Source organism: Chromobacterium sp. FG22, from assembly GCF_057809415.1.
In genome coordinates this window covers 18394-41264 of the sequence record NZ_JBMDJX010000016.1, presented here as the reverse complement: position 1 = coordinate 41264, position 22871 = coordinate 18394, and the positions used below count along the sequence as shown (strand labels likewise).

The 22871-nt window shown below is 58.0% G+C and carries 23 protein-coding genes; 7 read left to right on the top strand and 16 right to left on the bottom strand.

Features of this window, described 5'->3' with window-relative positions:
• Positions 1-45: 45 nt before the first annotated feature.
• Positions 46-312: an EexN family lipoprotein gene (locus tag ACODSD_RS16015; RefSeq protein WP_488877798.1), complete on the bottom strand. Its 267-nt coding sequence runs from the start codon at positions 310-312 to the stop codon at positions 46-48.
• Entirely contained in the window at positions 309-1244 is a 936-nt protein-coding gene (locus ACODSD_RS16010; RefSeq protein ID WP_488877797.1) for a LysR family transcriptional regulator, read from the bottom strand. Before ACODSD_RS16010 ends, ACODSD_RS16015 begins: the two co-directional genes overlap by 4 nt.
• Before the next feature lie 187 nt (positions 1245-1431).
• Between ACODSD_RS16010 and ACODSD_RS16005 the strand changes: the two genes are divergently transcribed.
• The 5 genes from ACODSD_RS16005 to ACODSD_RS15985 all read left to right on the top strand — a co-directional run bounded on the left by ACODSD_RS16005 (position 1432) and on the right by ACODSD_RS15985 (position 8868).
• The gene (locus ACODSD_RS16005) at positions 1432-1896 is read left to right on the top strand and encodes a winged helix-turn-helix transcriptional regulator (protein ID WP_488877796.1); all 465 of its coding nucleotides are present in this window, start codon (positions 1432-1434) and stop codon (positions 1894-1896) included.
• Between the two features lie 413 nt (positions 1897-2309).
• Positions 2310-3458, top strand: a complete 1149-nt coding sequence (locus ACODSD_RS16000; protein WP_488877795.1) for an MFS transporter — start codon at positions 2310-2312, stop codon at positions 3456-3458.
• 93 nt (positions 3459-3551) lie between these two features.
• Entirely contained in the window at positions 3552-6032 is a 2481-nt protein-coding gene (locus tag ACODSD_RS15995) for a hypothetical protein (protein ID WP_488877794.1), read from the top strand.
• A complete protein-coding gene (locus ACODSD_RS15990; protein WP_488877793.1) occupies positions 6022-7356 on the top strand; it encodes a hypothetical protein in 1335 nt (444 codons plus the stop codon). The genes ACODSD_RS15995 and ACODSD_RS15990 overlap by 11 nt, the downstream gene beginning before the upstream one ends.
• Positions 7357-7386: 30 nt before the next feature.
• On the top strand, positions 7387-8868 hold the full coding sequence (locus tag ACODSD_RS15985; protein ID WP_488877792.1) for a hypothetical protein: 1482 nt from the start codon (positions 7387-7389) through the stop codon (positions 8866-8868).
• Between the two features lie 377 nt (positions 8869-9245).
• On the opposite strand, the gene ACODSD_RS15980 is transcribed toward ACODSD_RS15985, so the two are convergent.
• The 14 genes from ACODSD_RS15980 to ACODSD_RS15915 form a co-directional block, all read right to left on the bottom strand.
• Positions 9246-9533, bottom strand: a complete 288-nt coding sequence (locus ACODSD_RS15980) for a DUF3363 domain-containing protein (protein WP_488877791.1) — start codon at positions 9531-9533, stop codon at positions 9246-9248.
• The gene (locus tag ACODSD_RS15975) at positions 9511-10185 is read right to left on the bottom strand and encodes an MIP/aquaporin family protein (protein ID WP_488877790.1); all 675 of its coding nucleotides are present in this window, start codon (positions 10183-10185) and stop codon (positions 9511-9513) included. Before ACODSD_RS15975 ends, ACODSD_RS15980 begins: the two co-directional genes overlap by 23 nt.
• Positions 10186-10335: 150 nt before the next feature.
• The gene (locus ACODSD_RS15970) at positions 10336-11421 is read right to left on the bottom strand and encodes a methyltransferase domain-containing protein (RefSeq protein WP_488877789.1); all 1086 of its coding nucleotides are present in this window, start codon (positions 11419-11421) and stop codon (positions 10336-10338) included.
• Between the two features lie 126 nt (positions 11422-11547).
• Positions 11548-11745, bottom strand: a complete 198-nt coding sequence (locus tag ACODSD_RS15965) for a hypothetical protein (protein WP_488877788.1) — start codon at positions 11743-11745, stop codon at positions 11548-11550.
• Between the two features lie 12 nt (positions 11746-11757).
• Positions 11758-12651, bottom strand: a complete 894-nt coding sequence (locus ACODSD_RS15960) for a permease (RefSeq protein ID WP_488877787.1) — start codon at positions 12649-12651, stop codon at positions 11758-11760.
• A gap of 57 nt (positions 12652-12708) precedes the next feature.
• The gene (locus ACODSD_RS15955) at positions 12709-13086 is read right to left on the bottom strand and encodes a PadR family transcriptional regulator (protein ID WP_488877786.1); all 378 of its coding nucleotides are present in this window, start codon (positions 13084-13086) and stop codon (positions 12709-12711) included.
• Positions 13087-13162: 76 nt separating this feature from the next.
• On the bottom strand, positions 13163-15148 hold the full coding sequence (locus ACODSD_RS15950; protein ID WP_488877785.1) for a relaxase/mobilization nuclease domain-containing protein: 1986 nt from the start codon (positions 15146-15148) through the stop codon (positions 13163-13165).
• A gap of 283 nt (positions 15149-15431) precedes the next feature.
• Positions 15432-15983 (bottom strand): S26 family signal peptidase, encoded by a 552-nt coding sequence (locus ACODSD_RS15945; protein ID WP_488877784.1) that lies wholly within the window; start codon positions 15981-15983, stop codon positions 15432-15434.
• On the bottom strand, positions 15980-16492 hold the full coding sequence (locus ACODSD_RS15940) for a DUF2840 domain-containing protein (RefSeq protein ID WP_488877783.1): 513 nt from the start codon (positions 16490-16492) through the stop codon (positions 15980-15982). The genes ACODSD_RS15945 and ACODSD_RS15940 overlap by 4 nt, the downstream gene beginning before the upstream one ends.
• Positions 16489-16761 carry a hypothetical protein gene (locus tag ACODSD_RS15935; RefSeq protein WP_488877782.1) on the bottom strand — a complete coding sequence of 91 codons (273 nt, stop codon included), beginning with the start codon at positions 16759-16761 and terminating at the stop codon, positions 16489-16491. Before ACODSD_RS15935 ends, ACODSD_RS15940 begins: the two co-directional genes overlap by 4 nt.
• Positions 16758-17396, bottom strand: a complete 639-nt coding sequence (gene parA, locus ACODSD_RS15930; RefSeq protein WP_488877781.1) for a ParA family partition ATPase — start codon at positions 17394-17396, stop codon at positions 16758-16760. The genes ACODSD_RS15935 and parA overlap by 4 nt, the downstream gene beginning before the upstream one ends.
• A gap of 250 nt (positions 17397-17646) precedes the next feature.
• Positions 17647-18489 carry a replication initiator protein A gene (locus ACODSD_RS15925; RefSeq protein ID WP_488877780.1) on the bottom strand — a complete coding sequence of 281 codons (843 nt, stop codon included), beginning with the start codon at positions 18487-18489 and terminating at the stop codon, positions 17647-17649.
• Between the two features lie 14 nt (positions 18490-18503).
• Positions 18504-18785, bottom strand: coding sequence for a helix-turn-helix transcriptional regulator (locus ACODSD_RS15920; RefSeq protein ID WP_488877779.1), 282 nt, complete (start codon positions 18783-18785; stop codon positions 18504-18506).
• Positions 18786-18897: 112 nt separating this feature from the next.
• The gene (locus tag ACODSD_RS15915; RefSeq protein ID WP_488877778.1) at positions 18898-19662 is read right to left on the bottom strand and encodes a DUF2285 domain-containing protein; all 765 of its coding nucleotides are present in this window, start codon (positions 19660-19662) and stop codon (positions 18898-18900) included.
• Between the two features lie 604 nt (positions 19663-20266).
• Here ACODSD_RS15915 and ACODSD_RS15910 point away from each other — a divergent pair.
• Complete coding sequence (locus ACODSD_RS15910) at positions 20267-20557, top strand: helix-turn-helix domain-containing protein (protein ID WP_488877777.1); 291 nt, start codon at positions 20267-20269, stop codon at positions 20555-20557.
• A gap of 1193 nt (positions 20558-21750) precedes the next feature.
• A complete protein-coding gene (locus ACODSD_RS15905) occupies positions 21751-22809 on the top strand; it encodes a DUF4917 family protein (protein ID WP_488877776.1) in 1059 nt (352 codons plus the stop codon).
• The last annotated feature ends 62 nt before the right edge of the window (positions 22810-22871 follow it).

The window sequence follows — 22871 nt, the reverse complement described above, 5'->3', positions numbered from 1 at the left end:
CGTGTCGGTCAGAAAAATGAAGGGGTGACGGCGCCAGGCCAACTCTCAGAACTTGGGCGGCTCCTTTGGTGGCGTATACGGCGTCGTGCCCTCGCCAAAGAATCTCCGGTTGGTCGCCTCAGCAACTCGGTTGCAAAACACGTCGCCGAGCTTCGCGCGGTCCGTCTTGCATTGTTGGCGCAGTTCTTTAAGCCGCTCGCCATTCGATGCCAGTTCATCCACAGGCGGTACGTCCCGCGCGTCCGGCGATCCGGTTGGGCCGCAGGCTGCCATCACTATGCCAGTCAATAGCAGTGCGATCGTCGTCTTCATATCATCGTCTCCAAGTGCGCTACGTCACTAACGGACCTGGTGCCATCGGGCGATTCGATGGCTTGCACTCGCTCAATGAACCGGGCTAGTACCTCGGACGGTTCGCATGCGGGGTACAGGAGATAGGTTCGTAATCGAGGCGTGCGCCCGGCTAATGGCCTTGCCACGACGCCAGCCTCACGGCTGGCTAGGATGTGTGCCCCGCCTGTCAGGCCGAGTGCAAAGCCGGCCGATACCAGCGCCATCATTAGATCGCAGGACGTTACGCGCTCTGCCACCAACGGCTCCATGTCTGCGCGGCGCAGCACACGATCTACCTGCCGTGCATGTCCCTCGCAGACCTGCGCGTCACAGAGCACCAGCGGGTACCGCAACAACTCTTCAAGCGGGATGCGTTTGTGGGCGAGTAGAGGATGTCGCGCTGGCACAGCCACCATCAGCGGATCATCCCAGGCGGCTGCGGTCAAAATGCCATCTCCGACTTCATCCGCACGCGCAAAACCTACGTCATACAGGTCGTCATGCAACCCTCGGACCTGTTGCGAAAGTGGCACCTCGAAAAAGCGCAGTTCTACCTCGGGCTCCTCCTGCCTGCACAGTGCTAACAAAGCTGGAAAGCGCAAGGGCGTGATGCCATCAGACAGCGCGACACGGAGCTGGCCATCGAAACCAACAGCCGCAGCCTTCACACTGTTTCGCGCTTGCTCCACAGCGGAAAATATCCGAGGAACATGCGCCAAAAACAATTTGCCAGCGCGAGTCAGTCGGGTGCTGCGGGTGGTGCGCGCGAACAGCGGTTCGCCCAAAAATTCTTCCAGTTCTTTAATGGTCCGTGACAGCGGCGACTGTTCCATATGTAGGCGCAAAGCTGCGCGGGCGAAGTGCAACTCCTCGGCAACGGCAAGAAAGCAACGGAGGTGGCGCAGTTCCATGGGGCTGTCTCCTCTTCTATAGCCCGAGTCACGGCGTCAGAGCTGACTTGCATGGTGGCGCGAAAGGAGCAAGCAGGGCCCGACAACAATATTTGACACGGACTGTACCGGTGCCATTTTGCTGCTAACCTACTCCAGGGCACAAGAATGCACATTCTTTGGACTTAGTAACATAAAGGATACTGTCATGCCGCGCATACCACACACCCGATTTGATAAAGCTCCTGGTTGCACGGTGGAGGCAACCCTTTCAGTAATAGGCGGAAAATGGAAAGGAGTATTACTTCATCATCTATTTCAGCGGGGAACTATGCGGTTCAGCGAGCTGAAGCGGTCTTTGCCAACAATTACACAAAGAATGCTGACAAATCAGCTGCGAGAATTGGAAAGCGATGGACTGGTAATCCGTAGGGTATTTGCTGTGGTCCCTCCCCGCGTTGAGTATAGCCTTTCCGACAAGGGCGTTACGCTCAAGCCTGTCATTGCCGCACTAGATCATTGGGGAGCGGTCCATTTTAAATACTCTCAATCGGTTCAAGTCCCCGAGGACCTGATTGAACAAGATATGAATGAGCTTTCCGATCATGAAATTCACGCTTCCTTACCATCGCTTCATCAGGATGATGATATTGACGAAGGAAAGCGTGCATAAGAATTAGAGTCGTATGATGTAATAAAAAATGAGAGCCTATAAACGATAAATTCATATGAGCGCATTTGGTGCATAGCATCCCGCGCAATTCAGCACTAGGCGATTCCTCGCTCTGTACTAGGCATTTCAGCACCAAGCCTATCTCACAGGGCTCTCAAATGCACATGCAGCGCTTTCAAAACATTCAAAAAGTACAAAAAAGCTAATTGGCCTGCCGTGATGATCTTTAGTCGTTGCCTGCATTTCGCTGTCCTGCCACAGCCGGATACCAGCAAATTTTCGGACCTCTTCCAGAGGTAAAGCACTGATGTAAGTATCATATTTTGCACCATGTGCAAAATATGTGCGTACTTGTGCGACCCAACTCAGGCGTACATCATGGAGCCCCTTTAAGCATCTTAGGAGTGCCTTGTATGCCTGTCGGAATATTTGCGCTGGCTTTAGCAGCCTTCGGTATCGGACTGACGGAGTTCGGTGTAGTCGGCCTTTTGCCTCAAATAGCAATCAACCTTTCAATAAGTGAGCCCGTCGCCGGGTATCTCGTGTCCGGGTATGCCGTCAGCGTTGCAGTGGGAGCGATCGGGTTGACGGCGGCGGTTATTCGATTTGAGCGAAGAAGCGTTCTTGTCTCATTAATGGTGCTGTTCATTGTCGGTAATCTGGTATCGGCCATCGCATCAACATTTGAGGTGCTGATGCTAGGGAGAGTAATCGCCGCACTGTGTCACGGGGCCTTTTTTGGAATTGGTGTGGTTGTGGCGACAGATATGGTCGACAAAAGCAAACAAGCTGGCGCTATCGCACTCATATTTGCTGGATTGTCTGTTTCGAACGTCATGGGCGTTCCTTTCGGTACATTTGTAGGTTTGGAACTGGGATGGAGATCAATATTCTGGGTTTTGTCCTGCATTGGGGTTCTATCGATGCTTGGTATCCGATTGCTCGTACCGAAGACTCCCGTCCCGGCCGATACGAACTTATTGAAGGAACTTCGTGTTCTGCGTAGGCCACAAGTATGGATTTCGGCCTCTCTTAGCGTACTAGCGTTTGCCGGAGTGATCGGGGGCTACACCTATATTGCATTTACCATCACTGAAGTTAGCGGATTTGCAACGGCTAAGGTTCCCTGGCTCCTCGTCCTTTTTGGTATCGGAACCTTTGTAGGAAATATTGTAGGCGGGAAAGTCGCTGATCGAGCGCTCAACCTTTCGCTTGGCATAAACCTCGCGCTTCTCGCAGCAGTTCTTGCCGTGTTTGCTCTTACTGCTGAAAGCAAAGCTATGACGATAGTTTCCCTTCTATTGATGGGAGGCGTAGGCCTGGCAACAGCTCCCGGGCTGCAATTGCGCATGGTGACGCACGCTAGCGAAGCCCCCACGGTAGCGTCCGGTGTAAATATTGCGGCATTCAATCTGGGCAACGCCTTGGGTGCGTGGCTTGGCGGAGTGGCTCTTGGAGCAGGATACGGGTTTGTTTCACCTCTTTGGGTCGGAGCGGGACTATCCTCTGTTGCGCTTTTACTTCTTGTACTGGGATCGATGGTAGCAAGACCTAGAACCTAGAAATCGTTTGACCAACAAGTACAGTTGAACTGAAGAATTTCACTCCAAAGGAGCTGTTGGTGAAAAACTCAGAATGAAAGGGAAGGGAAATATATGGACTCCTCGAAGCCTTTTTCTAATACAAAGTCATCTCCATTTTCTGTGCCCAACCAGCAAGACAATGAACATGTAGCCGCGGGGTATGAAGGGATGCGCTTGGTCGGCTTCTTCCCTGGCTTGGGAAGTCGCTTTGCCTATAAAACTGCCGGAGTCCATTTATTATCATCTGAGTTTAGTGAAGTATCCAATGTGTACCTTCAAGCAGCGCTGGCGCTGGGACATCCAGAGCAGCCGGAAAAATTGCTTTTCGCACAAGATAATATGCCATTGGGAAGGCTGGAGAAATGCGGATTTCTTGGGGCCGCATTTCTAACATACAACCTGGCACTAGAAGCACATTTTCGCGAACAACTGCACCGGCAAGGAATCCCCGTTGAATTTATTTCCTATACAGGGGAAAGTCTTGGGATTTTGGCCTCACTCGCCGCCAGCGGTTCTTTAACTTCACATGATGCCACAAAAATAGCTCATATCTTCGAGCCGTTGATATTGCTGCACTCAGGAACGGAGGCGGAAAGCAATGATCCTTTTGTATCTAAAATAAGATCATACCTCCCTGTCCAAAATGCCATTCACAAGGAAGCGACCAATCAGGAGCCATCTTATGTGATTGCTTTAACGGCTCAACCTGATGAGTTGGCTCGAGCTACTGCGGGAATTTCAAGATTTTATACAGTGGCCGATATCGAGGTTCACAAAGTGTATTCTTCAACGCAGAAAAATATCTATGTCAGAGCCAGCCTAAAGCAGGAATTTTTTATATTCATGAAGAATTTTCCCTCGGTGAACATCACCATTTTAAAGGCGCCGACAGCGTTCCTGGCTCATTCAACGAGAATGCGCGACATACGCCATGCCATTGGGAATTTCATCAAGATGGAAGGGATCACCTTCCATACTCCACATACACCCATAGTTCCCAATCATGGATCGGAGATCATCACAACAGCGTCTGACGCTTTGCAGGCAGTGCTTGCCATCGCAGACCAGATCATGGACTCGCGAGACACGGTCAAAAAAATTGAAGTATTGAAGCCAAATATAATAGTGGAATTCGGTCTTGGTCAGAAATCAATAAAACTTTTAGAAGATAATGGCGTAAATGCTACTGCAATAGCGTATACGGGACAGCCTGCCGATTCTTTTCAGCTAGTTCGTGCTTTAAAAGAAATTCATCGAACAAATAGTGATCTACGGGCATTGCGGTTTGAGAACGAAAGCCTGCATGAAGGGCATTATCAATCGATAGGCAAATATTTCAAGAGCGCAGCCTCAAACGGGGTTTGCGAAATTTTGCTCTACAGGAACTTGATTGAATTGCTCAAACAAGAAATGGAAAATCCACGTAGGAATTCATGGCCTACCTATAATCAATATGTGGAGATACTTCAGCACACCTATCGATATCGAGATTTCGTAAAGTTGAAAAAAGGTGAGATTGTCGTCAACGCCAGAGTAAAAAGGAGAATCGTCGGCGAGAAATCCTTGGTTGGCACCCCCTATACGGAAATAAAAATCCAAGGCTCCAAGAGGCGCGTGAGAATTGTCGAGTTGGAGGATGGCAACAGCACAGAAATGATCATTTTTCATTTTGATCATAATTTCGATATGTCATTGGGCGAGTTGCACCACAATATGCGCCTAATCTTAAACAGCCAGCCTTTAGCCCGAAAGATTTGGAGCGAGATTCTGTATGACTTACATATAGACCCAGATTGCCTTTATAAAAGCGGGGACTATAAATATGTCCTTCCCGCAAACTTGATAGCAACTGACTACATGTCATACAAATACATACTTTTCAAACTTCTGATATATTATCGTCCAGCCATAGTTTCTCAGAATATAGTCTTCTACGCTGCTGGAGATCATATGGGGTGGTTGCTTTCTCTGGCCGCAGCGGATGCTGTTTCAATCTCCGACGCCATACATTTTTATGTGAAATACCTTCGAGAGAATCAAGAAACAGCGCACTGGAATTCTATATTGGAGAGATTTGTTTCTTCTTTGAAAGGTGCGACCGACTGCGTGATCGCACAAAACGATACGTTGGTGCAGTCAAAGAAAGATATTCAAACCAAAACTCGGAATTTATTCCAGCAAGTATCACCCTTGAGGCATAGCATTCGACGCCTCCAACTTCAAGGCTACATCAAAATTATTTCAATCGGCTCGCCTCTTCCCGAGGGGTATATCGAATCTTCGTCCCATGAAATAACAGTTATATCAATAACTTCGCCAGAAGATGTGTGGAACAAAAATTCCAACAGGTACCTCGCAAGCTTTGATGAAATGTCAATTCTGAGCAACACTCGCGATAACCGAATGGTCTTGAAGTATGCCAAGAGCAGGCGAATTCCGAGCAGCACGATAAATTCCTACATCGAGTCTGATGAGAAACTCATCGGTTTTGGACTAGGTGGTAGCGAGTCGGTGACAATGTTTATTGCGAGGGACGAAAATCATGGGCAATAAGATTATCGTCCGGAAAATACTGAGTGAAGCCCTGACATCCGTGAAATGGGACCCGCACGGCAAAGGGCCAATGATGCCGCCCTTTGTTAAAGCGCAGAGACAGGCCGAGTATCTGCAAGGTCTACCGGAGTCTCTAAGACAGTATTTCCCCGTAGTGTATTCCACATTAAAACGGGTGATCCCCGCCTCATTCCACAATGAGAAAGAAGGAGTTTCTCAATACCAAGAGGCCATCTATGAGATGAGCTATATCCCCGGGGAAGAAGTCAGTCAATTTATTCGGAAGTTCTCACCGCCGCCGATTGTGGTAGCTAGATTGTACAGAAATATTATAAAGTTCTTGAATGAAAAGGTGCATGTGGTGAACCGGGCAGCCTCCACTCCAAGTACCCTAGAGGAGGCGTACTTCAAGAAAATATCGGATCGACTGTCGCTATGCCGAAAATCTGCGCCTAATACTTTCGATGAGTGTCTGTTGGACTCAAGAGAGATAGTTATAAATGGTCGGACATATCTTAATTGTCTTGCTCTCATTGATTACCTTCGAAGCAAGCCTGACTATTTAAAGATACTAGAGCCAAGGGTTCACAGTTTGGTGATGGGTGATACGAATACAGAAAATATAAAGATAGCGAACATAGACTCACTTCTTCATGCAAGCAACCTAGTTGTATCGAAGGCAAAAAACAGCGTGATCAATGAGGCTCTGGAGAATATCACTGTTGAATCTATGGGATTGGCGTTCCTCGATCCACGTGCCATTGGGTACAAAAGTGATGGAGCGTCCACGAGAGATGACCCTATGTACGACAACAAGCCTTGGCACAATTCAATAGGGCACTACGATGAGATTCATCATGATTATTTTGAATTAAAGGTTGAAGTCGAGAAAGATGGCTTACTCAGCGTAAGAATTGATTTTCAAAAAGACAACCCTTTTCAAAAGTCCTACCAGATCAGAGATGATTCACTGGATCAAGAAGCACAAGCAACTGATAATTCCATTATGGGTTTGGAGGATTTCTTTGCGCCTACGATGGCCGAAGTCTTTGATCTCGACAACCCAGCAAGCGCCTATCTTCAGGATGATCCATACTGGTTGATCCGCTTTGTGTTCGTGATGGGCACACATTTCTCAGCCATGCCGCCGTTTCACTTCCAGTCAGAAATTGATGGTGAATTAATTGACGACTATCAAACGCAAAGGCGTCCTCTGGCAATCTACTGCGAAGGCGTAAAGTGGCTAAATTGGGCTGTTGAGCTTTTGGACGGCCGCAGAACGGCTTTCCTCGGAATTACGGCCCCCGCGCTGCCCGATCGTTAATTCGACATATCACTGCATCTTGGAGAGAAAATGACCTATCGTTCGCCAAATATTGCATTTAATCAACTTAACTTACTTTGCACGGAATCGCGCATCATCGCGACGCCGTGGAGTCGCATAGTAAGAGGCGTGGGTCTCGGGCAATATCCGATAGACTACGATGAGAATATTGCAGCGCACATTCTATCCTCGTTGCATGCTTTAGAACGAAAAATACCTACTTCCAATTCGTACAATCTATTCTCTCGCTTACTGGTGCGGATGATCTTGAATTGGGTGAGTAGCCGCGATGGCCTCCCTCAAGCGCAAGTGCATAAGGAAGCCAAAGGGATTATCGATGCCATTCGCTTAGAGAAGAACCCTTACTGGCAGGTTATGGCGGGATGCATAGTCATGGATGCTTTCGCAAAGCTCAGAATAGAAAAAGAGGCTCTCATCTGTCAAGACTATGATTTTCCAGCCGAGATTTTACGTGCGATGGATAGAATTAAAGCCAACGGCAGCAACGATGAAAACTGCGAGCGACACGGTGACTACGAGAAACTCTCTGCCTTTTCATCTCTATTCTTTGCATTTGGCCAGATGAGCATTACATCTCGCCTAGTTTCAAATGAAAGAAACTATATACTCGAATCACTTGAGTGTCTCGAGCGAATTCCAACACCCTTTTTTCGAGGGCGCGGCGGCGCGATGCTGTTATCAAGTATATTATTGATCGAAAAAGGTGGTTTCATATTCGATGGAAAGAAAGACTATATGAAGGTGATCCTTGACCACCTAGATCGCGCCGACGAAATAAATCTTTATCCGTATTTTCCACAATCGCTGTCCAAATACTTCTCTAAAACCTATCCGCTTGTAACATTGCTCAATGCCATTGCAATGTCTGGAAGAACTGAATATCTAACATACAAGAAGAATAGATTATTGGAGATGAGAAATTTATGGAAAGGCCTTCAAGATTTAGAAAAGACGCATATGGGCTTGTACTATATCGTCGCCCTCCACAATCTAGGCAGGTTGCAAGAGGAAATACCTGATATAAATGCATTTCTAGCAGTAATTATAAATCAATTGGAGGGCGTGAATCCTGGAGAAGATTATTTTGCACACGGTCTTTCGTATCATTATATGATACAAACAGCCATGATCACGGGTCGAATTGACCTTGTTAAGTCGAACATATTAGGCAAGCTTGCTGACTCCTTCTATGAGCTTCAAAGAACGCCAGCTGATATAGTAAATCGGCCTTATACCATTAGCTATGGCTTAAACATTCTTGGAGAGATAGGGCAGCCAAGCTATGTATTCTCGCCGAGGGAACGCTATGCGGGAAAATCACCGGTTCTTTGGGTTATAGAAAACCTATCTGAAAATGGAGTGGCAGAAAGTAATAGGCTGTACATGCTGAACAATGCATTGATTAGCTATGCTCTGCGCATGCGAGGCAGGCAGTCTCCCGAGACCGAGCTATACAGTAAGTTTCGATTTCCGTTGACTTCTCTTTTATGAATCAATGTTTCCGGCGTTTCTGGGAATCGGAAAATCGATGCTCCTTAGGTTGGGTGCATTGCGTCCGCTACGTCCGCCCAAGAGGTGCCATCAGCCTGATACCCATCCTTGAACCATCTAAGGATTATTCATGGCGTGGATATGGAAACTCGAACATCTGGCCGCAGCGTTGGAAACAGCGCCGACCTGCAAACGGGTCGTGGACCCGCCTGGTGCGGCATGCCGTCCCTTGCTAAGGAGCGGCGTGGGCTGGCTGCTATGTATTACGAACACTTGGCTTCTTCCCCTTGAGAGCAAGGAGGTTTGTTGCTGAAAGCCCAAAATATAAAGAGGCAAATACCCTGCGGTGACAGCCTGAGAGTTTGGCGGTGCAACGGCTAAGACGCAGGCCCTAGCTGCCGCCCAATTTCCCAAGACACACTACCGTCGCGCACCGTCGCAGCGATCTGCTGCCCCAGCCGCTGCTCGATCACCGGCCTCCACGGCACCAGGCTGAACCCCATGCCGTCGTCCAGCATCGCGTAGCGCCCGCTGGCCAAGACGAGGAAGGTGACGGACATCAGGGATTCACGGAATGGTTGACGCGCCGCGGCGAACCTCAGACTTGAGCGCTGCTTTTCCGTTTCTTGCAGTCCGCTGCCCTCACGGCTTCGCCGAGTCTGCATTGCTGCGTTCCGGCTGCGTCGTAGACGTGCCCGTCACCACGAATACCAGTACGGCAAGCAGCGCCCCGGACAAGGGCGCCAACCAATAGAGCCAGTGATATTCCCAGTAAAGGCTGAACAGCGCAGGTCCGAAGCTTCGCGCAGGGTTCATGCCGGCGCCGGTGAGGTGTCCGCCCAGCAGCGCCCCCAAGAACACCACCGAACCGATGATCAGCGCACTGCTTGTTCGCAGCACGGTCAGGACCAGGAAGAACGTCAGAATGGTCTCCACCATGAAGCCATTCGCCAGGCTGACGCCGGCGCCGATACGGGTGGTGCCCGCTTCGATCCCGGGTCCGAACAGGGAGAACAAGGCGGCCGATGCCAGACTGGCGCCAAGGATCTGCGCGACCGTGTAATAGAGCAGGCATCCATACGAGCATCTGCCGGTGGCACAGAGCGAAAGCGTCACCACGGGGTTGAGGTGGGCGCCGCTGGGTGTCGACATCCCGCCAATGATGCAGGTCACGCTCAGCCCAAACGCGAGCGCGACGCCCAGATCACTGACCGCATCGCCTTGTTTGCTCAGTATCGCCGCCCCGGCCCCAATGAAGACCAGCGCGAAAACGCCGATCAGTTCGGACAGAAAATTTCGCCACTGCACAGGGAGCATACGGACTCTTCCTTGGACTAGCGTTCGGGTTCAATGCGGCGCTCCTCTTCGCAGCATTCCTGAGCTCTTGCGCCTTGCATACGCCAAGATCAGAACGGCGTGAACGGCCGCTCTGATCTCGTTGTGCGTTGCGTGCCAGGCAGGACCTGCCTAGCACCCGCAAGCCGCAGGGCCACCACCGCCCGCGTCCACCTGTGTTGGCACAAGTTCGGCCGGCGGCGTGCCGCACTGGAAAAGACCATAGTGCCGGTGGCCTTCGCCCACCACGTCGAACAGGCTGCGATAACGACTCTTGCTGATCATGTCGGCCGTATTGCGGCATACCGGCACCGCCCGACCGGTGTCGAAAGCATGGCCGCTGTCCAGCACAAACCGGTCGGGGGCCTCCGGCAGCTTGCCGTTGTAGATGGCCACCTGTCCGTAGTCCTCGCAGCGGTCCTCCAAATCCATCTTGAACAAGCGCAAGGTGATGGAATACAGCTTCGCGCCGCCGAGCCTGGCCTCGATGGACGGATTGGCAATGGTTTTGAGCGTCTTGGCGATGACCCGCACGTCGAGGAAGCCGGCCGCCCGCGCCAGGCGCACGAAGTCCTCGAAGTACAGGGCGTCGCCGATGCACTCACCAACGAGCAGCGGGTCGTCTTTCAGCTCGGGGGCCAGCCGGCGGTCCGAGAAAATGTCGGCGAAGTAGATTTCGCCGCCCGGCTTGAGCAGCTTGGCCATGCCCGCCAGCACATCGCCCTTGCTCATCGACAGGTTGATCACGCAGTTGGATACGATGACATCGATGCTCTGCGGCGGCAGATCGAGCAGGTCCAAGGCTTCGATATGGCCTTGCAGGAAGCGGACGTTGCTCTTGGCGTGGCCAAAGGCCTTGCGGTGGTGCTCCACATAGCCTTGTGCGAAGGCGATCTGTTCGGCCGTGGCGTCCACGCCGATCACCTTGCCTTGCTCGCCCACCAGGCTGGACAGCACGAAGCAATCGCGTCCGCCGCCACAGCCCAGGTCCAGCACGCTCGCGCCCTCCAGCAGCGGCGGGAAGGGCGCTCCGCAACCGTAGAAGCGCATCTGCACATCGTCGTGTATTTGCGCCAGGATGGCCCGCAGGGTGTCTGACGGCGGCTCGTCCGTCGTGCAGACATTGGTCGCCAGGTCTTGCTTGTCCGCCAAGGTGGCACCGTAGTAGTGCTGTACCTCCCCGATCCGCCGTTCCCGTGTTGACGCTTGATGGTTCATGGACTGTCTTCCTTCATGTCGCCCTTGCTGGCGTGTGATGTGCGTGGACTCCCCCATTCGGTGATGGCCCGCAAGATGACCCTGCTATCGTTTGGCGGGTCCTCTTGCGAAGCCGCGTCGCGCTGTCTACCGGGTGGCAGACGACGCAGGGGCCGTATCGTCGTCCTTGACCTCCTCGATGCGCACCGCGCAGCACGCGGGCTTCTCGGCGGCGGGGGGCTGTGCCGCGTCCACCTCGGGGACTTCTTCGATGCGCACCGCACAGCAGGCCGCGTCCTCCTGCTTGCCAAACCACCGCGCGATCAAGCCCTTTTTCTCTGACATGGTCTTTCTCCTTCAGACAAACAACAGATTGGCGACGTAACCCACGCTGATGGCGACCGTGAAGATCGTCAGCACGAACACCGCCACCAGTCGGGGCCGGAATATCGTGTTGAGCAGCGTGACTTCGGGGATGCTGGCGCCCGCGCCGGCGATGATCAGCGCCGTGACCGCGCCGATGCTCATGCCTTGGGACTGCAAGGCCATACCAATCGGAATCAGGGTTTCAGCGCGGATGTACAGCGGCACTCCGATGGCGGCGGCCACGGGAATCGCCAGCGGGTTGTCGGCACCTGCCACATTGGCGATCCACTCGCCGGGTACCACGCCATAGATCAGCGCGCCAATGCCCGCGCCGATCAGCAGGTAAGGCAAGGAAGTCTTGAACAGGCCGAAGGCCGCTCTGGCGGCTCGGCGCAGGCGCGATTTGAAGTCGGTCGATCCCGCGATTTCGCTCTCGCCCACCACGCGCACCTTCTTCACGTCGCGCTCCAGGCCGAAGAACTGCCAGACCGCGCCCACGGCTACCGCCAGCACGAAGGACGCGACTCCGTAGAACACGGCGAACTTCCAGCTGAACAGCGTGACCAGCAGGCCCAGGATCACCGGGTTGAGGATGGGCGAGGACACCAGAAAGGACATGGTGGCGCCAAACGGCGCACCGGCGTTGAGCAAGCCGACCGTGACCGGAATGGTCGAGCAGGAGCAAAACGGCGTGACCGCCCCCAGCCCGGCACCGACGATGTTGCCACGCAGGCCGCGCCCGGTCAGCAGGCGCTGCACGGTGCTGGCCGGCACGTACTCCTGCATCATCGCCACCATAAAACTGATGACAAAGAACAGCGCCACCAGCTCGGCACTGATCATGGCGAAGAATTGCAGGGTCTCGGTGAGTGTGTTCAGGTTCATCGTGTATTCCTGTTCAATGCATAGATGGGCAATGCCTTGGTTCAAAAAAAGCCGCCATCACTGGCGGGTGATGTGCGCGGCCACCTCCATCCAGGCCTGCACCGCCACCGTGAAGGCTTCGCGGCCTTTCTCGGTCAGCGTGTAGACCTTGCGCCCGCGGCCCGCGACCATCTCGGTCTGCACGGTGACGTAACCGCCTTGCTCGAACTCGCGCAACACCGGGTAGATGGTGCCCTCGGTAGGGGCGCAGCAGCCCTGGGTCGAGCACTCCACTTCGCGGGCGATTTCGTAGCCGTGCATGGGGCGTTTGTGCAAGACGCTGAGGATGAAGAACTTGGACAGGCTCATCTTGATGATGCCGTTCCAGTACAGGCGGTCGGTGTAGTCCACCGGCGCGCGTTCTACGGTCTTGAGGGAAGTTGTCGATTGAGCCATGGCTGCCACTCTATACCTTTCCCATCAATGCATCAAGGGGCAAGCAGCTCGCGCCGGCAAGCACGGGCAAGGCATCTCAAGCGACGGTCGGGCCACGCTGTCGCCCGATCTCCCACGACACCCCTCCGCCGTGCACCGTCGCTGCAAGCTGCTGCCCCAGCCGCTGCTCGATCACCGGCCTCCACGGCACCAGGCTGAACCCCATGCCGTCATCGAGCATCGCGTAGCGCCCGCTGGCGAGCATGAGGCTGCGCCGGTAGATGCCGGCCACGCGCTGCCCATCCGCTACCGGGCGATGCGCCAGCCCGGTTTCGGCGGCCATGTCCTGGGCGGCTTGCGCCAGCTCCCGGTTGCGCAGCGTGCCCAGCAGGTTGCGGGCGAGGATCACGCGCTGCCCGCGCCGCTGGGCCAGCCCTTGTTCGGCCAGGAAGTCGGCGCGCTGCTGCAGGGCCTGCTTGGCCTCCGCACCAAAGCCCAGCTCGCCCAGCCCACAGCCGCCGCCGATCAACTGCTGGTCCAGCCAGGTGGCGCCGATCACGCGCGCCTGCCGCTCGATGGGCAGGTGCGATTTCAGCTCCACGGCCACGCCGCCCAGGCGCTGCGCGTCGTGCTGGCGGCCGCGCTCGGCCAGGTCGTCCGGCACCTTCCATAGCCCTTCGGCCACGCGCTCCACGATGCCGGCCCGGCGCAGGGCCTCCAGCCGGCGGACATGGGCCGCCACCACCTCCCGCGGGTCGCGTCCTTCCTTGGCCCGGCCTTGCTCCATCGCCAGGTGATGGTCGGTGCGGTATAGGCCATCGCTCGCCAGCGCGGTGATGTTCCTGTCGGCCGCGCGCACCAGGGCGGAACCACGCACCTCCACCACCGCGCCGGCCGGGTAGTTGGCCAGTTCGTCGCGGGCATTGAGCGCGACGTAGTGGGCCTTGCCATCCACGCCGTCGATGACCAGATAGCCCCGGTCGTGCAGCTCGTCGGCCAGGCCTTTCGCGGCCACGCGGCCGGTGATGCTGCGGCCAGCGTCGCCGGGCTCGAACACCGCCAGTTCACGCGGCTGGCCGCCCATGGCCCGCTGCATCGTTCGGATGATGTCGCCGCGCTCGCCCAGGGCGCGCAGGGTCTTCTCGGCATCGGCATGGACGGCCCAGGTGCCGGGCTGCGTCTCGTCGGCCAGGCCCAGGCGCTGCAGGCGTTGCAAGCGGCCGATCAGCAGCAGGCGCTGGCGCTGCAAGTTCGGCTCGTTGAAGCGTTTGACATGCACCCGGCCATCCTCGCCGGCTTCGCGTTGCAGCGTGCGATCCAGGCTTGTCCACCGCTGCTGCTCCACCTCGCGCCCCAAGGTTTGCTGGATCTCCAGTTCGGTGCGCGGCCCCAGCCATTCGGTCGCGAGTTCAGCGGCCCGGTGGCGCAAGCCGTGGGCGATGTAGTCGCCGGCGATGACGAGGTCTTTGCCGGTGTCGTCGCGCCCGCGCACGACGATGTGGGTGTGCGGGTTGTCGGTGTTCCAGTGGTTGACGGCAACCCAATCGAGGCCGGTGCCCAGGTCAGCCTCCATGCGGCCCATGAGGTGCCGGGTGTAGCTGCGCAGGTCCTCCAGCTCCGCGCCGTCTTCCGGCGAGACGATGAAGCGGAAATGGTGGCGGTCGTCGGCGCAGCGCACCTTGAAGGCGCCGAGGTCGGCCGCGTCGGTCTGCGGCCCGTAGGCTTGGCCCGGCTCGCCGTCGCGACCCACGCCATCGCGCTCGATATAGCGCAGGTGCCGGGCCAGCGATTGCGGGCTGGCCCGCTGGTGGTTGACCAGCAGGGTCTTGATGGCCACCCGCCGCGACAGGGGGGTGAGCTTCTCGCCGGCAAAGCGCGCCGCCGTGTGGCCGCGGCCCAGGCGCGAGCCGGGCCGCTGGCCGGCGCCACGCGCCGATGCAGGGCGGCGCACCGGGGACTTGCCGCCGCTGGCCTTGCCCGTCTGCCTGAGCACCTTGGAAACGAAGCTCTGCCCCCGGCCCTTGCTGCGGTTCTTGGGGGCGCTGGGGCGGATGCGGAATTCGTCGTCGCTGCGCTGGCTCATGGCTGCGCGCCCTGAAAGCTGCGGCATGCCCCATCGGGCAAAGCACGCGGACATGCCTGCAACGGCGCGGGCCTCGCGCCCCACGCGGCACGGCGGCGCAGCCGCTGCGTGCTGCGCCACCCCCATGTGCAGACGGGCTTTCGACGCGGCCCGGTGCCGCGTCCTTTTGTCTTGCCTTCCGCCTGTGCCTGTCGCTTTCGCTCCCGGCCTCGGCGGCCCGGCGGCGCTGCACTGGCCGCCAGCCCTGCACGGTTGCGGCAAGACGCCTGCACGTGGGCCGCCCTCATGGCGGCCCCTCCCGCCAGATCGGGCGCGCCACGCCGATCACATCGGCCGCGCCGACCGGCCCGAAATACCGGCTGTCGAACGAGGCCGGATTGGTCGTGCTGAGCAGGAACAGTTCTCCAGGCTGAAGCTGCCGGCAATACGGCCAGGACGACAGCGGACGGCCCAGCCGGTCGGCGGGCAGGACGGCGGCCACCGGCACGCCGTCGATCCAGACCAGCCCGTCGATCACGCAGACGTACTGCGGCGCGACCGCGCCCACCCGCTTGAGCAGCGGCACGCGCATGGGCAGGTAGCCGCGCTGCGCGGCCAGCGCGGCGGCATCCGGCGGCAGCCAGGTCAGCACCAGGGCACCGACGCGCGGCGCATCGGCTGGCACGATGCGATACCAGCCCACGGGCGCGCTGCCCGACGGGTTGTAGACCAGGCGTGGCAGCGGCTGCATGAAAGACACCCAGGCCAGCGCAGCCAGGCCGCAGGCGGACAGGCACGCCAGCACCAGTCGTGCGCGCCGGCGTGAGCGGGGCGGTGTGGCCGTCATCGTGCTCATGACAATGCCCTCCCGGCCCGCCACACGGCGTGCCGCTCGGCGGTGTATTCGGGCAGCGGCTGGCGCGCCGCGAGCCGGTTGGCGAGCGTGCGCCAGTACGCGGGCGAGACGTCGATGGCAGCCATGCCCAGCGCCTCGATGGCGTCGATGCGCGCCAGCACCGCGCGCACAGGGGCCTCGCCCTCGGCGTGCAGCAGCAGGCGCGCGCCCGGCTGCACGCCGGGGATGCGCTGCGCGCCGTCCAGCGGCGTGCAGGCCTGCATCACCATGAGCTGCCAGCGTACCGTGCCGTAGTCGTTGGCCTGCCAGCGGATGCGGCAGAACACGGCGTTCGGCGGGAACACCGCGCTGCGCCGCCAACGGTCGTACCGCAGGATGCGGGCCGGTTCGCCAAAGCGCAGATAGAGCTTGAAACGATGTTCGATATAGACCAGCGCCACGCGCGTCAGCGGCGTGTCGCCGCCCGCTGGAAATACGCGGCTTGCTGCAGGCGCAATGGATGCGGTCATGGGGTGTTCTCCCTGCGGTGTTCTGGAAACTCCCGCTCCAGCAGCGCGCGCAGCAGGTCGGCCACCGTCACGCCCTGCGTGAAGGCCGAGACCTTGATGCGCGCGCGCAGCGCGGGCGTGATGTCGAGCGTCAGGCGGGCCGTGTAGAGATCGCCCTTGCCCAGCGCATCGGCGTCGCCCTGGCGAATCCAGGCCTCGGCGTGCGGATTGGCCGGCGGGCGCGTGCCGATGCCGACGCGCTTTGCGCGTGGTGGCGGCTTCGCGGTCATGACGGCCACCGCAAGATCTCGTCCACCAGCGCGGTGATCTCGCGCGCGGCGGCGCTGTCCGGCGCCGTCTCGCGGGCAAGCCGGCCTGCGGCCACGCTGTCGGCAAAGACGATTCTTTGCCGCACCTCGGCGCGCAGCGCGGGAAACGGCTGCTCGGCCAGCGCCTGGCGTGCCTCGCGCCCGATCACGGTGGTGCTGACGCGCCGGTTGATGACGAAGGCGGCGCGCAGCTGCGGCCGGAACACCTGCGCCTCGCGGACCAGCGCCACCATCTCGGCACTGGCCCACAGGTCGTAGGGGCTGGGCTGCACCGGGATCAGCACGCGCTCGGCCGCCAGCAGCGCGGAGCGCGCCAGCGCTGCGATGCGCGGCGGGCCGTCGATGACGACGTGATCGGCCCGCCGGGCGAGTTCTGGCGCTTCCTGGTGCAGGGTTTCGCGGGCCAGGCCCACGGCGCTGAACAGGCGTGGCAAGCCTTGCTGGCTGCGGCGCTGCGTCCAGTCCAGCGATGAACCTTGCGGATCGGCGTCCAGCAAGATGATGTGCAAGCCACGCAGGGCCAGTTCACCCGCGATGTGGGTGGCGAGCGTGGTCTTGCCCACGCCGCCTTTCTGGTTGAGCAGCGCGATGATCATGGCCCGGCCCTCCGTGTTGGAAAGCCCGGCTGTTCCTGCTGCGCGCGGTGCCGCAGCCCGGTTATCCACCGTGGCGCAGCGCTCTTACCAGTTATTGGTATTAAGTTATCAATGTTATAGGCGGCCGAAACCCGCGCCAGCATTGGGCTGGCGGCCGATTTTGTTGCCTGATAGCACGAGGGTCTGTTGCCTGATAGCACGACACTTGTGTTGCCTGATAGCACGAGCCCGTCCACAGGATTTGGCGCGGTTATCCCCGTGCCGTAGACGGCACGGGCCGGAACAGCAGCAAGGGCACCTTCATCGAGGAGCGGTACTCGATGTCCAGCCGATAGCCCGGCAGGGCCTGGCGCGCCACCAGCGCCCGCAGGTCGGCGGCAAAGTCGTAGTAGCGCGCCGCGCTGCCCGACTTGCGGTACAGGGACTCGAAATCGAACCACCAGCCCTCCGGCTGCCGCCCGCCGTGCTTGCGCACCAACCGGTACAGCCAGCGCTCGATGCCACCGGTCAGCCGGAAGTACGCGGGGTCGATAGTCAGCACCAGGGCCGAATCCAGCACGCCGCCAAAGAACCAGTCCGGCAAGATCAGCTCTAGCCCCAAGGGTGTGCCGCGGGCGTCGGCCAGCTCCTTCCACTCGTTGATCCACGAGAAGCGGTGCAGACGCCGCCCGGTGGCCTCGCGGATCGACGTGGCCACCGTGGTGGACTGCAGGCGATCCAGGGCCGCCTTGAGGCGCTGGTAGTCGCGCAGCGAGGTCCCGCGCCCGATGAAGCGCAGGATCTCGTAAGGCGTGGCCTGCATCCGCCGCGACGGGCGCAGGCCCGCATCGCGTGCCTCCACGATCTGGCTGGCCGCCCAGATCAGGATGTCGGCGTCCCAGATCGTGGCGATGCCGTGCTCGGCCGTGCCCTCGACGCGGATCGTCACGCCGCCGGCCTGGAAGTCGATCGGCGCCGTGCGCCGCGACTTCGCCAGCGAGAAGAACGGAAACGCCATCAGGTCCTGGCTGTCGCGCGGCGCCATATCGCCCCGCAGGGCGCGGAACAGGTCGAGCTGCTCGCGTTCCTGCGAAGGCCTCAGGGCAGCGGCCACCCGCGCGCCGCCGATCAGCGCACACGGCTGTCCGCCGCGTGGTGTTCGGCGTATTCGGGATCAGACGTGCTCTCGAAGCTGCGGGCAGCCGCCCAGGCGTCAAGGTCGGCCACGGCGTACATCACGCGGCGGCCGAACTTGCGAAAGCGCGGCCCACCGCCGAGCACGCGCTGTTTCTCCAGCGTGCGCGGCGACAGCCGCAGGTAGCCGGCGGCTTCGTCGTTGGTCAGATAGCGTTGGGGCTGCGCGGGCGCAGCAACGGCAGCGGCGGCAGGCCGCAAGGGATCGGGTCGCATGGGATAAGCCTCCATCCAGCCCGGCCACACAGCGTGGCCGGATGGAAGCACTTTCAAGAAAGCCAGGCTTCTTGCTAAGGGACGATCTGCGAAGGGCGCGAAACGTCCCCCTTCAGCGCGAAGGCAGCTGCGCCAGGCGGCGATAGCCGCCGCGCATCAGCGCCTCGCCACGGCGAACCAGCCGGCGCACGCGGGCACGCAAGGCGCTGTCGGCATGCCAGTCGGCGGCGACGGTGTCCGCGCCGAACAGCCCCTCGGCCACCTCGCGCAAGGACGCGCCCGCCAGGGTGGCGTCCAGCGCCTGCAAGGTGTGCAGCTCCAGCACGGCGGCCGGCGCGGGCCGGGAACGGGCGGCGCCTGTCGGCACGGCCACGGCGGCGACGGCCAGGGCCCCCAGCCCCGCCGCCAGCGCGCGGCAGCGCGTGCCCGGCCGGGCGCAGCCCCGGATGGCGTAGAGGAAGGCCTTGCCGTCCGCCAGACTCGGCGCGAGCGCAAGCTGCACGCTGCAGCCCGGCCATCGCGCCGTCAGCACCAGGCGCTTGCCGTCGTGAACCAGGTGCTTGCGCCCCGGGACCTTCCACAGCTCGAAAGCATGGGCATCCGGCGGCGGGTCTTCGTCCGGACAGAGTTGAATCACGCTGTCGTGATCGGGAAACCAGGCCGGGTGCGCATCGCGCGCATCGAGCGCGGGATCTTCCAGCAGGCGCAGGCCCCAGCGCTGCGCCGCGTCCGGCCGGCGGCGACGCCGCCGCCAGTCGCGCCGGTAATCGGGGTTCCTGCGCAGGTACTCCCAGGCCAGGGCAACAGCATCGAGCCACAGGATGTAAAGGTAGGCCGCCATGGGATACCAAGGCGCAAAGTGACGAGGATCGACCATGACGCCTCCTCCCTGCGGACAGGACTGGCAGCCACGGATCGACTGCGCGCTACGTCGCCATCGTCAGAACGTCAGCGCTTGCAAAGTGGGTACAAGACGTCAAGACCGATTGGCTCCGATGCGTTGCGGTATCCGTCTCAATACTGCGACGGCAGCGCCCCGCCCACGGGGCGCCGTGCAAGCCAGCCTGCCGCAGCTGACGCCGAGCATCATGACTATTTACAGCAGGCTGGCGCGGCTGTGCCGGAATAATGCCGATTGAGACCTGCCCGGTATGGCCATAGACTGAAAGAGTCACAGCAGATCGCTGTCAGTCCGGGATGGCTCCGTCGCGCTGGGCCACCTTGGTGTAGTCCGACAAGGTGCGCGTGGGCTGGGCAGGTTCATCGGCTGCTCGCTTGATGGCGCAAATCCGCAAAAGCGTGCAAACGTAGAACCGTATCGCCGGATTTGCGCCAAAGCACAGATGCGGTTTTGCGCTTCTGCCCGAAGCCACAAATACGGGTGGGCGTAAAAACGCAGAAGCACAAAAATGGAATGAACCGTGGCCAATGAGTTAAAAATAACGTGGTTTTAATTGTGTTGTGAATCGACGCTTCTGTCTATGCAGAAGCAAACCATCCCGCGCGGCCGTCCGGCCGGTGCCACCACCTTCGACGCCGAACTGGCCATGGTCTTCGGTGCAGCGGTGCGGGCGCTGCGTGTAGAACAAGGGGTGGCCCAGGAAACCTTGGCGCATCGGGCAGGTGTCGAGCGTTCGCACATGGGCAAGATCGAGCGCGGCGAGCACATGCCTACGCTGGCGATCATCTTCAAGATTGCCCGTGCGCTCGAATGCAGCGCTGCCGTGCTGATGGGCGAGGCAGAAGAACTGCTGGCAGCAGCTAAGCAGTAGCCGCTGAAGCTTCGTTGCCATGGAGAAGTTTTCGATGCTCGTTAAACTGAGCCTAAGGCCCGATAGTCGTCTTGGCGGGTGCTCTTGCCAGTCTGCGCAGACTTAATACTCGGGGCAAAGGGAAGGCATTGAGATAATGATGAAGATTAATCCACCGCCACGAATTAATTCAGCATGCAAAGTCCTTGACTGGAGAAAGCGCCGGAGTTGGCTGGCTTGTATTCGCCTCTATGCAGGCCATATCCTTACAGCCGACTTGCGACAGCACCTTGCACAAGAGCGACCGGAGTGTTGGTCCGACAATTTTTCGTGGCTTCCCGACTCGGAATACATCCTGCCTGAATTTACGGGCAGTCTCACCAGTTACTACACACACTTCAAAGGCTTTCATGGTTGTCGGCCGATAAACGTCTCTAGCTACTATGAACGTGGCTTGCTTGGGCAAAATAGCGACCTTCTTTGCAACCAGTTCCGTGAAATTTTCTCCGATGTACCCACGAAGGACGTAGAGAGCGTTATCACGCAATTTGCTGGTCGTAGCGACTCGGAGCGAGGAGCCACGTGGCTTTTGGGATGCGACAAGTTCCTTGTCGAACAATGTGGCCACTACATTATTCAGGGCAGTGAGTATCTGATGGCACTAGCGGCACACCTAGGCCGATCCCCGAGCGGGGAGGACTATCGCTTTCGACTTCGGCAATATGGCATTCCTACAATCCTAGAAGTAGATATTCCGGTGAAACTCGTGCCAGGAGTGCAGCAGGTTGCGATAGCAAAGACAATTTTGTCCGAATGGGGGCAATTAGCCGCTCGGCGGCCATTGCCATTTGGTGATATCCCTCCTTGCTATGTCGTGCGCCAAGACATTCCCCCCGAATGCTTACACGAGCATTACCATCCCGAACGGATCATTGACCCCCATAAGGCGCGCCGTACCTACGTCAACCCTCTGTTGAGCTGTGAGGTCTGTGGGTGATGCAGGTAGTAGATATTTGAGCGGGCCATGAACTCATCCCGCCGATCCGGCTCAGCCGGTTCGGGTATCGAGGGGCGCCAAGCCATGCGCGGCGGGGATAGCCCGCAGGGCTTTCCCTTGGAGGCAAGCGAAGCGCGCAGCGCCGCAGGCGCGAAGGCGTGAGGGATTGAAGCCGGATGGCTGTTCCGCAGGCCCCCGACTCTCAATCAGCGCGGTGATGCAAAATAACTATGCACGATTAAAAGGAAAGGGCAAACCCTTTATGCCACATCACATTGCCCAATGGGCACAGATTTCACCCAACTATCGCCAAGGCACGATTTTACTGGGCAATGGCTCAAGCATTGCGGTCTCGCCGAGCTTTAGCTATGGCTCTTTACGAGAAACAGCTCAACAGGCGGGCCTTATTGATGAGGATGTTCACCGGTTATTTCGTTTTTTTAGAACATCCGACTTTGAGCTGATCCTTCGAATAGTTTGGCAGGCATCCAACGTCAATAGATCATTAGAGATACCGGACAATCGCACCCATCAAGCCTACTTGAACGTCCGTGAGTGTTTGATACAGGCCGTTCGTGCCGTACATCCCACATACGATCTAGTGAATATCCATTTGCCCAGCATGTATAATTTTCTTAAGGAATTTGATACGGTAATCTCCTTGAATTACGATCTGCTAGTCTATTGGACGATGACCTATGGACTCGACATCCGGGATGGGCATTTATTCAAGGATTGTTTCCTCAACAGCAGGTTTGATGACGATTGGCAAAAATTTCGTACACCCTACCGGGAGGAAACTAATACGTTGGTGTTCTATCCACACGGCAGCTTGGCTTTGTGCAGAAATGTCTTAGAGCAAGAGTCCAAGATTCATAGCGCTGGAGCGAGACTTTTGGAGGCAATCCTTGCGGAATGGCAAAGCGAGCGAGTTGTGCCGCTATTTGTCAGCGAAGGAACGAAGGAGCAGAAAATTTCCTCCATCCAGAACAGCTACTATCTTTCCACTGTATACCGAGAAGTGCTTACGTCGCCGCGGATTACTTTGACGTTATTCGGCTGGGGGATTGGAGAGCATGACCGGCATTTGCTGCAGCGAATGTGCGGCACTGGAATTCAGCGAGTGGCAGTCTCTGTTTATGGTGATGATCAGGGCTACTGTAACTACGCGCACCAAATCATTCAGGATGACTTGGGCCCTGTGCGTGTGGACTTTTTTGATAGTGCGAGTCCTGGGTGTTGGATTCATCCTGAGCCACCGGCAGTTGGACTTTGACACCGGGCGCGGCCACTGCCGCGCCCGGATTTTTTGCGCATCAACCCGTAAACCAAAACCTA

What these genes read in the sequence shown, in the direction of transcription:
- ACODSD_RS15935 (WP_488877782.1), bottom strand. Translation starts at nt 16,761, where the DNA reads ATGACCGCGAAGCCGCCACCACGCGCAAAGCGCGTCGGCATCGGCACG.
- ACODSD_RS15960 (WP_488877787.1), bottom strand. Translation starts at nt 12,651, where the DNA reads ATGAACCTGAACACACTCACCGAGACCCTGCAATTCTTCGCCATGATC.
- parA (WP_488877781.1), bottom strand. Translation starts at nt 17,396, where the DNA reads ATGATCATCGCGCTGCTCAACCAGAAAGGCGGCGTGGGCAAGACCACG.
- ACODSD_RS15980 (WP_488877791.1), bottom strand. Translation starts at nt 9,533, where the DNA reads ATGCAGACTCGGCGAAGCCGTGAGGGCAGCGGACTGCAAGAAACGGAA.
- ACODSD_RS16015 (WP_488877798.1), bottom strand. Translation starts at nt 312, where the DNA reads ATGAAGACGACGATCGCACTGCTATTGACTGGCATAGTGATGGCAGCC.
- ACODSD_RS15920 (WP_488877779.1), bottom strand. Translation starts at nt 18,785, where the DNA reads ATGCGACCCGATCCCTTGCGGCCTGCCGCCGCTGCCGTTGCTGCGCCC.
- ACODSD_RS15965 (WP_488877788.1), bottom strand. Translation starts at nt 11,745, where the DNA reads ATGTCAGAGAAAAAGGGCTTGATCGCGCGGTGGTTTGGCAAGCAGGAG.
- ACODSD_RS15975 (WP_488877790.1), bottom strand. Translation starts at nt 10,185, where the DNA reads ATGCTCCCTGTGCAGTGGCGAAATTTTCTGTCCGAACTGATCGGCGTT.
- ACODSD_RS15950 (WP_488877785.1), bottom strand. Translation starts at nt 15,148, where the DNA reads ATGAGCCAGCGCAGCGACGACGAATTCCGCATCCGCCCCAGCGCCCCC.
- ACODSD_RS15915 (WP_488877778.1), bottom strand. Translation starts at nt 19,662, where the DNA reads ATGGTCGATCCTCGTCACTTTGCGCCTTGGTATCCCATGGCGGCCTAC.
- ACODSD_RS15945 (WP_488877784.1), bottom strand. Translation starts at nt 15,983, where the DNA reads ATGAGCACGATGACGGCCACACCGCCCCGCTCACGCCGGCGCGCACGA.
- ACODSD_RS15985 (WP_488877792.1), top strand. Translation starts at nt 7,387, where the DNA reads ATGACCTATCGTTCGCCAAATATTGCATTTAATCAACTTAACTTACTT.
- ACODSD_RS15910 (WP_488877777.1), top strand. Translation starts at nt 20,267, where the DNA reads ATGCAGAAGCAAACCATCCCGCGCGGCCGTCCGGCCGGTGCCACCACC.
- ACODSD_RS15995 (WP_488877794.1), top strand. Translation starts at nt 3,552, where the DNA reads ATGGACTCCTCGAAGCCTTTTTCTAATACAAAGTCATCTCCATTTTCT.
- ACODSD_RS15990 (WP_488877793.1), top strand. Translation starts at nt 6,022, where the DNA reads ATGGGCAATAAGATTATCGTCCGGAAAATACTGAGTGAAGCCCTGACA.
- ACODSD_RS16000 (WP_488877795.1), top strand. Translation starts at nt 2,310, where the DNA reads ATGCCTGTCGGAATATTTGCGCTGGCTTTAGCAGCCTTCGGTATCGGA.
- ACODSD_RS15905 (WP_488877776.1), top strand. Translation starts at nt 21,751, where the DNA reads ATGCAAAATAACTATGCACGATTAAAAGGAAAGGGCAAACCCTTTATG.
- ACODSD_RS15970 (WP_488877789.1), bottom strand. Translation starts at nt 11,421, where the DNA reads ATGAACCATCAAGCGTCAACACGGGAACGGCGGATCGGGGAGGTACAG.
- ACODSD_RS16010 (WP_488877797.1), bottom strand. Translation starts at nt 1,244, where the DNA reads ATGGAACTGCGCCACCTCCGTTGCTTTCTTGCCGTTGCCGAGGAGTTG.
- ACODSD_RS15940 (WP_488877783.1), bottom strand. Translation starts at nt 16,492, where the DNA reads ATGACCGCATCCATTGCGCCTGCAGCAAGCCGCGTATTTCCAGCGGGC.
- ACODSD_RS16005 (WP_488877796.1), top strand. Translation starts at nt 1,432, where the DNA reads ATGCCGCGCATACCACACACCCGATTTGATAAAGCTCCTGGTTGCACG.
- ACODSD_RS15955 (WP_488877786.1), bottom strand. Translation starts at nt 13,086, where the DNA reads ATGGCTCAATCGACAACTTCCCTCAAGACCGTAGAACGCGCGCCGGTG.